Origin of the sequence: Bacteroides sp. AM32-11AC, from assembly GCF_003603515.1 — a bacterium.
GTDB lineage: Bacteria > Bacteroidota > Bacteroidia > Bacteroidales > Bacteroidaceae > Bacteroides > Bacteroides uniformis.
In genome coordinates, this window is record NZ_QTNH01000016.1 from 74175 (window position 1) to 86757 (window position 12583).

Annotated in this window: 10 protein-coding genes; 9 read left to right on the plus strand and 1 reads right to left on the minus strand. The window is 48.4% G+C overall.

The window, feature by feature from the left end; translation table 11 throughout:
• Positions 1 to 9 precede the first annotated feature (9 nt).
• The 7 genes from DW800_RS16395 to DW800_RS16425 all read left to right on the plus strand — a co-directional run bounded on the left by DW800_RS16395 (position 10) and on the right by DW800_RS16425 (position 9124).
• Positions 10 to 1776 carry a DUF6057 family protein gene (locus tag DW800_RS16395; protein WP_119958208.1) on the plus strand — a complete coding sequence of 589 codons (1767 nt, stop codon included), beginning with the start codon at positions 10 to 12 and terminating at the stop codon, positions 1774 to 1776.
• Positions 1777 to 1786: 10 nt separating this feature from the next.
• The gene (locus DW800_RS16400; protein WP_005834841.1) at positions 1787 to 3247 is read left to right on the plus strand and encodes a TolB family protein; all 1461 of its coding nucleotides are present in this window, start codon (positions 1787 to 1789) and stop codon (positions 3245 to 3247) included.
• A gap of 131 nt (positions 3248 to 3378) precedes the next feature.
• Positions 3379 to 4494 (plus strand): glycoside hydrolase family 26 protein, encoded by a 1116-nt coding sequence (locus DW800_RS16405; protein ID WP_005834842.1) that lies wholly within the window; start codon positions 3379 to 3381, stop codon positions 4492 to 4494.
• Between the two features lie 22 nt (positions 4495 to 4516).
• Positions 4517 to 5689: a glycosidase gene (locus DW800_RS16410; RefSeq protein ID WP_117688973.1), complete on the plus strand. Its 1173-nt coding sequence runs from the start codon at positions 4517 to 4519 to the stop codon at positions 5687 to 5689.
• Between the two features lie 17 nt (positions 5690 to 5706).
• Complete coding sequence (locus DW800_RS16415; protein ID WP_044467347.1) at positions 5707 to 7101, plus strand: MFS transporter; 1395 nt, start codon at positions 5707 to 5709, stop codon at positions 7099 to 7101.
• 25 nt (positions 7102 to 7126) lie between these two features.
• Positions 7127 to 8314 (plus strand): AGE family epimerase/isomerase, encoded by a 1188-nt coding sequence (locus DW800_RS16420; protein WP_057087029.1) that lies wholly within the window; start codon positions 7127 to 7129, stop codon positions 8312 to 8314.
• Between the two features lie 18 nt (positions 8315 to 8332).
• Positions 8333 to 9124, plus strand: coding sequence for an SGNH/GDSL hydrolase family protein (locus tag DW800_RS16425; protein ID WP_005824695.1), 792 nt, complete (start codon positions 8333 to 8335; stop codon positions 9122 to 9124).
• Here the strand turns inward: DW800_RS16425 and DW800_RS16430 are convergent.
• A complete protein-coding gene (locus tag DW800_RS16430) occupies positions 9121 to 10455 on the minus strand; it encodes an aspartate kinase (protein WP_119958210.1) in 1335 nt (444 codons plus the stop codon). The two genes, DW800_RS16425 and DW800_RS16430, sit on opposite strands and share 4 nt — an antisense overlap.
• Before the next feature lie 304 nt (positions 10456 to 10759).
• Between DW800_RS16430 and DW800_RS16435 the strand changes: the two genes are divergently transcribed.
• On the plus strand, positions 10760 to 12112 hold the full coding sequence (locus DW800_RS16435; RefSeq protein WP_008662930.1) for a sigma-54-dependent transcriptional regulator: 1353 nt from the start codon (positions 10760 to 10762) through the stop codon (positions 12110 to 12112).
• Between the two features lie 418 nt (positions 12113 to 12530).
• Positions 12531 to 12578: a potassium-transporting ATPase subunit F gene (locus tag DW800_RS20140; RefSeq protein ID WP_353795016.1), complete on the plus strand. Its 48-nt coding sequence runs from the start codon at positions 12531 to 12533 to the stop codon at positions 12576 to 12578.
• Positions 12579 to 12583: the final 5 nt, after the last annotated feature.

The window sequence follows — 12583 nt, forward strand, 5'->3', positions numbered from 1 at the left end:
AAATAGTAAATGTTCTTATTTCTGAAAAAGACTTGGAAGATAGGGTTGTCGATACTTTTTGGCGTAGCGGTGCTTCTCTTTTGGGGAAGCGTATATCCGGCCCATATTTCCTATCAGGAGCAGTTCCAGCTTTTCTTGTTCGATGCCGACTACTGGTGGGAACGGATAGTGGTTCCCGGTGGGTTGGCCGATTATATCGCTGAGTATCTGACGCAGTTCTATTATCACGTGTGGGCGGGAGCTTGTATTCTGGCTTTTTTGTACGTGTTGTTGCAACGGTTGGTTTGGAAACTGGCGAAGGAGCAGGGTGCGGCTGATGTGTATTATCCGCTGAGTTTTCTGCCCATCATTGTCTTGTGGCATTTCATGGGTGATGAAAATGCGATGCTGTCATTGGTGGTGGCTCTGCTGTTAGCATTGTCTGCATCCTGCTGGTATGCAGATTTGAAAGGGAAGTGGCAGCGTGTGGCATACATTCTGATAGTCCTTCCGCTGCTTTACTGGACAGCGGGTGCGGCACACTTCATCTTTATGGGCTGGGTGATTGTACGCGAGTTCCGGTTGAATCTTAAAGGTAAGAATTTCTGGGGTGGTGTCGGAGTGTTCTGGGGTGTAGGATTGTGGGGTATCGGTTGTCCGCTATTGGCAAGCATGTGGGTACAATTCCCCATTTACCGTCTGATGGGTGGTATAGGATATTACCGTTTCCCGGCAGTGATTCCCTGGATAGAGATAGGGCTTGCCGTATTACTGGTTGTTCTCCCCTTCCTGCTGTCCGCTTTGCCCGCTTTGAAGAAGAAGCCGGTATTTTATGGAGTTCTGCAAGTGGTGGCGGTAACATTGTTCGGCTATTACTACGTGGCGGCCGGTTGCGATATGGATAAAGAGGAAGCGATGGAGTATGACCAGCTGGTACGTAATAAACAATGGCAGGAGATTATAGAAAAGGCAGAAGAGAAGTCACCGGTTTCACCTTTCGGCGTGACCTGCCTGAATCTTGCTTTGGGAAAGACGGGACAGATGGGCGACCGTATGTTCGAGTTTTACCAGAACGGGACGGAAGGGCTGCTGCCGGAGTTTCAGCGTGATTTTACTTCTCCGTTGCCCACCAGTGAGGCATACTATCATTTGGGTATGGTCAATACGGCACAGCGTTTCACTTTTGAGGCGATGGAGGCCATACCTAACATCAACAAGAGTGGCCGTTGCTTCAAGCGTCTGGCAGAGACGAACCTGATAAACGGGCAATACGAAGTGGCAGCCAAGTACCTGCGTTTGTTGAGGAAGACAATCTTCTACAGGGATTGGGCAGAGGATGCCATGACCTATCTGTATAATGAGGAAAAAATCAATGCCCACAAGGAGTGGGGTTGGTTAAGGCAGATACGCTATACGGAAGACTTCTTGTTCAGCAGCCAGGAAACGGACATCATGCTGGGGCTGCTTTACCAGCACAACCACCGGAACCGGATGGCATTTGAGTATATGCTGGCCTATGTCCTGCAGCAACGTGATTTGGAACGTTTCATGAAGTACTATCCGCTGGGTAAGCATGCCGGCTACGACCATATTCCCCGCAGCTATCAAGAGGCGTTGATATATGTATGGACACAGACGCACAAGAACTTCCAGGGTATGCCGTGGAGCATTTCGCCCCAAGTGGTGCGGGATGTAACGGAATTTGCGCGGATATATACCTCGCAGCAGAATGCCCGGCAGATGTTGGAGGCGCGTTTCGGCAGTACATACTGGAATTATTTGCTACTAAGAAAGTAAAATGAAAAAGATGAAGAATATAGCTGTTTGCATAATGGCTGCATGGTGGTTTGCCGCTTGCGGCAATCCGGTGACTTCCCCGGAAAGGGTGGATGAATGGCCGGATATCTATCCCGACTATATCGGTGTGACTATTCCTGCAACCATTGCTCCTATGAATTTCAATTGTATTGGTGGAGCGTACGAACGTGTGGATGTGACCGTGACCGGAGGAAAGTCCGGAGAGATGCACGTAAATGATAAAATAGTATCATTTCCGCAAGATGCATGGCAAGAGCTTTTGGAGGAGAACAAGGGTGATAGCCTTCTGTTTACGGTATGTATCCGGAAAGACGGCGAGTGGAAACAGTACCGCTCTTTTCCCATGTATGTCAGTCCGTATCCTATAGATTATGGGGTGGTATACCGCAAGCTGGCTCCCGGATATGAAGTTTATAGCAAGATGGGCATTTATGAGCGTGACCTTGCTTCGTTCGAGGAGCGTCCCTTGCTGGAGAATACCATGGTGCCGGGCATGTGCCTGAATTGTCATGCTTTCAACAAAACAAATCCGGACCATCTGAGCCTGCATATCCGTGGAAAGAACGGAGGGACCTTGATGCAGATAGACGGGAAGCGCGAAATGCTGGATACGAAAACGGATTCCACTCTCTCTGCGGGGGTGTACCCTTATTGGCATCCAAACGGCAAATATATTGCCTATTCTGTCAACAATACGCGCCAGTCTTTCCATGCGGTGAAGGATGAGCGTGTGGAAGTGCTCGACTTGGAATCGGATGTACTGGTCTATCATCCCGAGACACATGAATTACTGCTCTCTCCCTTGCTTCAGAAGAAGGAAGTCTTCGAAACCTTTCCAGTATTTTCACCGGACGGACGCAAACTGTATTTCTGTACTGCGGAGGCCAAGCCGATACCGGCGGAATATAAGGAAATACGTTATAGCTTGTGTAGTATAGATTTCAATCCGGAAGACGGGACATTTGGCGAAAAGATAGATACGCTGGTCAATGCGGCAGCTATGAAGAAAAGCATCTCCTTCCCGAGGCCCTCGTACGACGGCGAGTATATCATGTTTACTTTGTCGGATTACGGGAATTTCTCAATTTGGCATAAAGAAGCCGATTTATGGCTGTTGGATTTGAAGGATGGCGGTATGCGTCCCATAAAGGAGGTGAACAGCGATGATACGGAAAGTTTCCATAACTGGAGCAGTAACTCCCGATGGTTTGTGTTCAGTAGCCGCAGGGGAGATGGGCTTTATACCCGTCTGTATCTGGCAAGTATGGATGAGAATGGGGTGGTGGGCAAGCCTTTCCTGCTTCCTCAGGAAAATCCTTGGGAGTATTACGACCGTCTGGTCTACTCGTACAATGTTCCCGATTTTACAAGCGAACCGGTGAAGCTGGAACGCCGGAAAGTGGAACGGGGAATTGTCTCGCGGAAGCGCGTTCCGGTGAAAGTTAGATGATACGTTTTTTATATTCTGCTTTTTAATACAGTAAAGGGATAAAATTGTATCATTTTCTCTTGGTGCAATCCGCTATCTTTGTGCCAGGAATTAGTGTTACCAATAACAATACCAGATTGAAAAACATGGATATGAGAAAAGTAAAATTTGCTATGATGATTCTGGCGGCAAGTCTGTTGACCGCCTGCGGTTCTTCCAAGAAAGAACAGAGTGTGAATGAAGAGACGGCTGCTGCACGTACGCAGGAAACGGAGAACTTACTGGCTAACTTGAAAAAAATCCCTTCCAAAGGTATCATGCTCGGCCATCATGACGATACGGTATATGGTATCGGCTGGGAAGGTGAGGAAGGCCGTTCGGATGTGAAAAGCGTGTGTGGCGACTATCCGGCTGTTATCAGCTTTGATTTGGGAGAGCTGGAACTTGGGAATGCCGCCAATCTGGATAAGGTTCCCTTCGATAAAATCAGGAAAGAGATAATCAATCAGTATCAGCGGGGCGGCATGGTTTCGCTCAGTTGGCATGCGCGCAATCCCAAGACGGGCGGTGATGCCTGGGATGTATCGGATACGACGGTGGTGAAGTCCATCTTGCCTGGTGGCGAGAATCACCAGAAATTTGCCGGCTGGTTGGGAGGAGTGGCCGATTTCCTTCATTCGTTGAAGACGGCGGACGGCGTGAAGATACCCGTACTTTTCCGTCCCTGGCACGAACACAGCGGCAGCTGGTTCTGGTGGGGCGAAAAACTGTGTACCCCTGAAGAGTATAAGGCATTGTGGCACATGACAGTGGATACTCTGCAGGCCAAAGGAGTGGACAATGCACTTTATGCTTACTCTCCGGGCACGGAACCCAAGGACACGACGGAATATTTGAAGAAGTATCCGGGCGATGAGTTGATAGACGTTATCGGTTTCGATACCTATCAGTTCGATCGGGATGCCTATCTTGCCGGGATGGATAGGGCACTTTCCATTATCGACAGTGTAGGGAAAGCACACAATAAGGTGATTGCTGTGACCGAAACCGGTTACGAAGGAATTCCCGATGCCAAATGGTGGACTGGTACTCTGCTGCCTGCGTTGGAGAAATATCCGCTTGCCTATGTGCTGGTGTGGCGCAATGCCCGTGAAAAGGTGACCCATTACTATGCCCCCTATCCGGGACAGACATCTGCGGAGGATTTTGTGGAGTTCTATAACAATCCCAAGACGCTGTTTGCAGCTGATGTAAATCTGTATCAATAAACAAACAATCAATATAACAGACATGGAAGCTTTTAAAGAAAAGGTAGAGAGGCTCTTTCAGAGACACGAAGAGTTGATTACGAGAAAGAATGTGGCCGTGGAAGACGGCAATGGCATATTCACCCGCTATAAATATCCGGTAGTGACGGCTGCTCATACACCTGTATTCTGGCGGTATGATTTGGATGAGAAGTCCAACCCGTACCTGATGGAACGTATCGGTATGAATGCGACCATGAATTCGGGGGCCATTAAGTGGAATGGCAAGTATCTGATGGTGGTACGTGTAGAGGGCGCTGACCGTAAGTCGTTCTTTGCCGTAGCCGAGAGTCCCAACGGCATTGATAATTTCCGGTTCTGGGATTATCCCATCACCATGCCCGAAGACGCGATTCCGGCAACGAATGTATACGACATGCGCCTCACGGCTCATGAGGACGGCTGGATTTACGGTATCTTCTGCGCCGAACGCCACGACGACAATGCGCCTGCCGGTGATTTGTCCTCGGCTACGGCTACAGCTGCCATTGCCCGCACCAAGGATTTAAAGAACTGGGAACGCCTGCCCGACCTGAAGACCAAGAGCCAGCAACGCAACGTAGTGCTGCACCCGGAGTTTGTAGATGGCAAATATGTCCTCTATACCCGTCCGCAGGATGGCTTTATTGATGCCGGCAGCGGTGGTGGTATCGGCTGGGCGCTGGTGGACGACATAACCCATGCTGAGGTGAAGGAAGAGAAGATTATCGACCAGCGCTACTATCACACCATCAAGGAGGTGAAGAATGGTGAAGGTCCGCATCCCATCAAGACTCCGAAAGGATGGTTGCATCTGGCTCATGGTGTCCGCGGTTGTGCCGCCGGATTGCGTTATGTGCTCTATATGTACATGACTTCCCTGGAAGACCCGACGAAACTGATTGCCACTCCCGGTGGGGCCTTTATGGTACCCGAGGGTGAGGAGCGTATAGGTGACGTAAGCAATGTACTTTTCACCAACGGCTGGATTGCCGACGAAGACGGAACAGTATTCATCTACTACGCTTCTTCCGACACGCGGATGCATGTGGCTACCTCTACCATTGATAAGCTGGTGGACTATTGCATGAATACGCCTGCTGACGGCTTGTCTTCATCAGCTTCGGTAGAAACGTTGAAGAAGCTGATAGACAAGAATTTGCAGATAATGAAATAATAAAAATACAACATACTATGGCAACACTAAAAGAGAAAATCGGTTATGGTTTCGGGGATATGTCTTCCTCTATGTTCTGGAAAATATTCTCCTATTACTTACCGTTCTTCTATTCGAATATTTTTGGCTTGAGCTTGGCTGATGCAGGATTGCTGATGCTGGTGACACGTATTTGGGATGCAGTGTCCGATCCGATGATGGGAGTCATTGCAGACCGTACTCATACGCGTTGGGGTAAATACCGTCCTTATTTGTTGTGGATTGCAGCTCCTTTTGCCATTGCCGGGATTTTACTTTTTACAACGCCCGACATGGGGACAACGGGTAAGCTGGTATGGGCTTATGTCACTTACATCTTGATGATGACGGTATATACGGCAATCAATGTACCATACGGGGCTATGTTGGGAGTAATGACTGATGATTCGAACACAAAAACGGTTTTCTCTTCTTACCGTATGTTTTTTGCATACGGAGGTAGTTTTATCGCTTTGGGAGCATGGGAGCCATTGTGTAATTGGTTTAAATCAATGGACTATAGCAATGCTTCCAGTTGGCAATATGCCATGGTATGCATTGCCACGCTCTGCTTTTTGGGTTTTCTGTTTTGCTTTAGCATGACGCGCGAGCATGTCAAGAGTGTGGCGTCCGAATCCATCGGTAAGGATGTGAAGTCACTGGTGCGCAATTCGCCTTGGTGGATATTGAATGGTGCGGCGTTGTTGTCGAATTTCTTCAATACGGTACGCGGAGCTACTGCCGCCTACTTCTTCAAGGACTATATCAGTGCCAATGCATTCCTCGATTTCGGGGTGTTCAATCTGGTATTGTATGCCGGCTTGTTCCTGATGGTGGGTGAAGTGTGTAATATGATTGGTGTGGCGCTGGCTGTGCCTCTGTCCATGAAGTTTGGAAAGAAGTCCACTTATATCATTTCGCTCGTGTGCCTGGTAGTGTTCAGTGTGCTCTTCTTCTTTGTGCCGAATGACGGGCTGGGATGGTGGCTGATGATGATTTTCCAGGTGCTTATCTCCATCTGCACCGGTATCGTATCTCCGTTGATTTGGAGCATGTATGCGGATGTGGCGGACTATGCCGAGCAAAAGGATGGCACATCCTCTACAGGGCTGATATTCTCTTCCGGTTCTATGGCGCAGAAGTTTGGCGGTGCATTTGCAGGCTGGGCAGTAATGGCACTGTTGGCATTCTTCGGTTACAATACCGCAGAGAATGCCGTGCAGACTCCCGAGGCGCTGGATGGCTTGAAGTATCTGATGAGCTTTATTCCTGCTGCGATAGCCGCACTTTCCATCGTTGTCGTATTCATCTATCCATTGAATAAGACGCGTATGGCAGCCATCAATGCAGACCTGAAAGAGCGCCGTGAGAACCTTCAGCAGAATAACTCATAACTTATAACTCATAACTCAAAAACTTGTGGATATCAAGAAGATGAAACAGGAGATGGAGGAGGAGCTGGTTTCCAATATCCTCCCCTTCTGGATAAATAGAATGACGGATGAAGTGAACGGCGGTTTCTACGGCCGTATCACGGGCCGGGAGGAGGTGAAGCCCGAAGCTGAAAAGGGGGCAATCCTGAACGCCCGCATCTTGTGGACCTTCTCGGCTGCATACCGCTTGCTGAAGAGGCCGGAGTATCTGGAAACGGCTACGCGTGCCAAACGTACTCTTATCGACCGTTTCTATGACAATGAATTTGGTGGAGTTTACTGGTCTCTCGACTATAAAGGCAATCCGCTCGATACCAAGAAGCAGATTTATGCTTTGGGGTTCGCCATCTACGGGCTGAGTGAATATGCTCGTGCCACGGGCGATGATGAAGCGCTGGCATATGCCATCCGCTTGTTCGAGACCGTCGAAGAGCATAGCTTCGACCCCGTGAAAAACGGTTATTGCGAAGCCTTGACCCGCGAATGGGGAGAAATAGCCGACATGCGCCTCAGCGCCAAGGATGAGAACGAGCGCAAGACGATGAATACCCATCTGCATATTCTGGAACCTTATACCAATCTTTTCCGCGTGTGGAAGGATACCCGTCTGGAGAGGCAACTGCGCAATTTGATAGGCCTTTTCACGGAACGGATTCTGAATATCAAGACCGGTCATCTGGAATTGTTCTTCAATGATGATTGGGTTAGTAAATACCGCATTGTCTCCTATGGGCACGACATCGAAGCTTCCTGGTTGATACACGAGGCTGCCCTTGTTCTGGGCGATAAGGACCTCCTGGAGAAAGTGGAACCACTTGTAGAATACATCGCTGCCGCTGCCGATGAAGGATTGACGCCTGACGGCAGCATGATATACGAGACTTTTCTGGATAAAGGAAAGACCGATACCGACCGCCACTGGTGGGTGCAGGCCGAGAACGTAGTGGGACATGCCAACCTCTACCAGCACTTTGATGACGAAGTGGCCATGCAGAAGGCTCTCCGATGTTGGGACTTCATCAAGCAGCATCTGGTAGACTACAAGTACGGAGAATGGCATTGGAGCGTGCGTGCTGACGGCACGGTGAACACCGATGATGACAAGGCGGGATTCTGGAAATGTCCGTATCACAACGGACGTATGTGCATGGAAATTATTGAACGTTTTTCATAGGTTTTCTATCATAAGAAGATGAATAGATTGATGGTTTTGGGGATTCTTGTCTGGATGGGGATTGCGCTGCACGCGCAATCTCTTTATCCGGACTTCAGCAAGCTGAACTTCGGGTGCGACGGAAACAGCATTACCGCAGGCGAACAATGGTCTAAGACTGTAGTGGATAAACTCGGATTCGCTACACATCACAACGTGGCGGTCGGTTCTGCCACATGGGCATGCCATCCCGATACTCAGGATTATGGCAGCGAAGCTTTTGCCGGCATCTCCGGCGGTTGGCAGGTTACGGAGGATAAGCATGAGTTACAGATGCGGCACAACAACGTGTCAAAGGTGCATATCCAGAAGTTCATAGCCGAAGTGGAAAGTGGCGCTTACCCTGCGCCCGATGTCTTTGTGTTCTCTATGGGAACGAATGACCGTAACTTGGGTAGTGCCGAAGAGGCCCTTAAAGGGAAGACGCTCGATGAAGTAGATGTCAACACCATGGCGGGCGGTGCCCGTTGGTCCATTCAGACCATTCTGGAGCATTATCCCCAATGCCGCGTATTCGTGTGCACGCCGATTCAGACCGGCAACCCCGAACACAATGCACTGAATCTGCAGAAGATTGCCATCTTGCGTGAGTTGTGCCGGGCGCTTTCCGTGCAGCTGATAGACTGTTACTCCAACTGTGGTATCACCGAAAAGTTTGAGCAGCCTTCCGGTAGCGGGCGCTATCTGCGCGACGGGTTGCATCCCGACAAACCGGGGCAGGAGCTGATGGGCCGTTACATCGCGAAGGAGATACGGAACCATTTCTTTTAGTTCCGTTCTGCATATTCCGGTTGGAATAACTTATCATTTAGGGCTTGTAAAGCCCTTTTTTTGTCTGTATTCTTAATGACGAATGCCACGTCATTATTGCTGCTGCCATATGAAATCATCCGTAGGGGGATGTCCTTTAGCGCCTCCATAATCTTTGCCTCAAACCCGGCATATTCCCATTGCATGTTGCCCACCACGGAGACGATGGTCATGCGGTCTTCTACCAATACATGGGCATATTGGCGTAGTTCGGAGATGATATTCGATAAACGAGTGCAGTCGTCTATAGCCACAGATACGTCCAGATTGGAGGATACCAGTAGGCAGAGGGGGGTACGGTACTTGGCAAAAATGTCGAAAATCTTGCTGATGAATAGATAGGGACACAGATTATGGTTCGATTCGAACTTTATGTATATGATGTGGTCCTTGGCGGCTATGGCCTTGATGATATTGTCGTCCTGCAGGTTGGAAATCAACGTGCCTTCTGCCGACGGTTCCATAGAGTTAAGCAGCCGGACGGGAATATTCCTTAGGCGTGCCGGGGCGATACAGAAGGGATGCAGTATCTTGGCACCATAGAAGGCCAGTTGTTCGGCTTCGTTGAAGCTGAGGCGTTTCACGGGGCGGGTACCTGACACCTCGCGCGGATCATTGTTGTGCATGCCATCTATGTCCGTCCATATTTGTATCTCGTCTGCTTGGAGGGCGGTGCCAATGAGGGAAGCGGTGTAATCACTGCCGCCGCGTTTCAGGTTGTCTGTTTCGTTATAGGCATTCTTGCAGATGAAACCCTGAGTGATGAAGAGATTGATGCCGGGATGGCAGGCAAGCTGCTCTCGGAGTTTCTGTTCTATATATTCCAAGTCGGGTTCGTTGTCGGGGCCGATACGCATGAAGTCGAATGTACAAAGCAGTACATTGGGAACTTTCAGCTCGCGCAGGTAGAAGTGCATTAGGGCGGTACTGATAAGTTCGCCTTGTGCTAGCACTTCCTTCTCTTCGACAGAGGTGAAGGAATCTTTGGTAAATTTCCATAGTTGCTGGAAGCGGTCGAGGATATAATCTATTGCTTCCCGTTTCAGTTTCTCGTCGGTCAGCAACCCATTGGCAAATTCGATGAATTGGAATTCCAGCCGGGTGATACGGTCGTGGGCTTGTTCTATTTCACGGTTGAACAAGTTGGCGGCAATCTCCTCCAGATGGTTGGTGGTGCCTGCGGTGGCAGACAGTACCACAATCTTGGGTGTTGCATCTTTAATGAGTGTTGCTACATGTTTCATTCTCTCTACGGTGCCGACGGAAGTTCCGCCGAATTTACAAACTTTCATTTCTTGTTTCTTTTTTAACAGTTTCATAATTGCATTCATCCGGATGTTCTTCCTTCCGGCTTTTCATTTCAGGTGGCCTCTTTCCAAAATGGAAGGGGGAGGCATGAGGGGCTGTCACTGGGACTAGGCCTGCATAATGCCGCTGTGGCATTGTTGTGGTGGGATATTCATATCCCGGTTGGTGGCAGGCTCTTGCCCCTTCACCTATAAAAGTTCAAAAGATATGCCGTTGGTATTTGGGAAAAGCTTATATTTGCACACCCTGTTTTTTACCGTTATCAGTTTAAAAACTTATCGAATAGATATGAGTAAGATTCTAATCATTGATGATGAGGTACAAATCCGTACCCTTCTGACACGGATGATGGAGTTGGAGGGATATGACGTCTGTCAGGCTGGTGATTGCAGGGCTGCCCTGAAGCAACTGGAACTCCAAAATCCCGATGTAGTTTTGTGTGATGTGTTTCTGCCCGATGGAAATGGGGTAGACCTGGTGTTGGCTATCAAGAAGGCGGCACCCAATGTGGAAGTTATTCTGCTGACAGCGCACGGCAATATTCCCGATGGGGTGCAGGCCATCAAGAACGGTGCTTTCGACTACATCACCAAGGGAGACGATAATAACAAGATTATTCCTCTGATAAGCCGTGCTGTAGAGAAAGCGCGTATGAATGTGCGGTTGGAAAAACTGGAGAAGAAGGTGGGACAGACGTACTCTTTTGATTCTATTCTGGGAGAATCCAAAGTCCTGAAGGATGCTGTTTCATTAGCTCAGAAGGTGTCAGGGACTGATGTTCCTGTACTGTTGACTGGAGAAACGGGCACGGGTAAGGAGGTATTTGCCCAGGCCATCCACTACAGTAGTAAGCGTGCACGGCAGAATTTTGTAGCGGTTAACTGTTCTTCGTTCAGCAAGGAGTTGCTGGAAAGTGAAATGTTCGGTCATAAAGCCGGTTCGTTTACCGGCGCATTGAAGGATAAGAAGGGACTGTTCGAGGAAGCGAATAATGGGACTATTTTTTTGGATGAAATCGGTGAGATGGCGTTTGAACTGCAAGCCAAGTTGCTGCGTATTCTTGAAACCGGTGAGTATATTAAGATAGGTGATACGAAACCTACCCGTGTCAATGTCCGCATCATTGCCGCTACGAACCGCAACTTGTCCCAGGAGATTGTTGCCGGACGTTTCCGCGAGGATTTGTTTTATAGATTAAGCGTATTTCAGATACATCTGCCGCCATTGCGCGAACGTGCAGGTGATATCCGGCTGTTGGCGAAGGCTTTTATAAAGAGTTTTGCGGAACAGCTGGCGCGTCCGGTGGTTGAAATAGCTCCCGCATTTCTTGAAGCATTGGACTCCCAACCGTGGAAGGGAAATATTCGTGAATTACGTAACGTGATAGAACGCAGTATGATTGTTTGCGAGAGCGGATATCTGGACATTGCTGATTTGCCGTTTGATATTCAGAATGCCCATTATGAACACTCCAATGATTCAAGTCCCGGCAGTTTTGAACTTTCAGCTATGGAACGCCGGCACATTGCCCGTGTACTGGAGTATACAAAGGGGAATAAGACAGAAGCAGCCCGGTTATTGAAAATAGGTTTGACGACGTTGTATCGGAAGATTGAGGAATACAAGATCTCAGATCTATAATAGGGGGCTCAGTATACGACTGAGGTACCTTCGATATAGGACCGTGGCAAGATTATTCTTGAAACAGGCTTAGAAGCAGAAAGTGCCTATGGGCTAAAACATATCAAAACAGGTTGCACCTTTTCATTTTGAAAGGGTGCAACCTGTTTCTTTTTATACTTGTTTAGTATGTATTCTGTTGATAATTAATGGTGTATGGTATATGCGCTCTTTTTGGCACATATTTGGCACATTCCTGGCAGACAAAAATATGTAGTAACATTTTAAAAGGTAAAAACATGGGAATAACAGTATCATTTATTTTTTGCCTATTGAGCGGTTTGTTCGCCTTTTGGCTTTTCTGGAAATGCGTAGATTGGTTTGAGAAGATTTAAAAGAGAGAATTATGTACACAGCTTTATTTGTATTAGGTATTGTAATGTTCGGGTATCTGACTTATGTGCTGATAAGACCCGAAAAGTTTTAATGAAT

What these genes read in the sequence shown, in the direction of transcription:
- DW800_RS16395 (WP_119958208.1), top strand. Translation starts at nt 10, where the DNA reads ATGTTCTTATTTCTGAAAAAGACTTGGAAGATAGGGTTGTCGATACTT.
- DW800_RS16400 (WP_005834841.1), top strand. Translation starts at nt 1,787, where the DNA reads ATGAAGAATATAGCTGTTTGCATAATGGCTGCATGGTGGTTTGCCGCT.
- DW800_RS16405 (WP_005834842.1), top strand. Translation starts at nt 3,379, where the DNA reads ATGAGAAAAGTAAAATTTGCTATGATGATTCTGGCGGCAAGTCTGTTG.
- DW800_RS16410 (WP_117688973.1), top strand. Translation starts at nt 4,517, where the DNA reads ATGGAAGCTTTTAAAGAAAAGGTAGAGAGGCTCTTTCAGAGACACGAA.
- DW800_RS16415 (WP_044467347.1), top strand. Translation starts at nt 5,707, where the DNA reads ATGGCAACACTAAAAGAGAAAATCGGTTATGGTTTCGGGGATATGTCT.
- DW800_RS16425 (WP_005824695.1), top strand. Translation starts at nt 8,333, where the DNA reads ATGAATAGATTGATGGTTTTGGGGATTCTTGTCTGGATGGGGATTGCG.
- DW800_RS16430 (WP_119958210.1), bottom strand. Translation starts at nt 10,455, where the DNA reads ATGAAAGTTTGTAAATTCGGCGGAACTTCCGTCGGCACCGTAGAGAGA.
- DW800_RS16435 (WP_008662930.1), top strand. Translation starts at nt 10,760, where the DNA reads ATGAGTAAGATTCTAATCATTGATGATGAGGTACAAATCCGTACCCTT.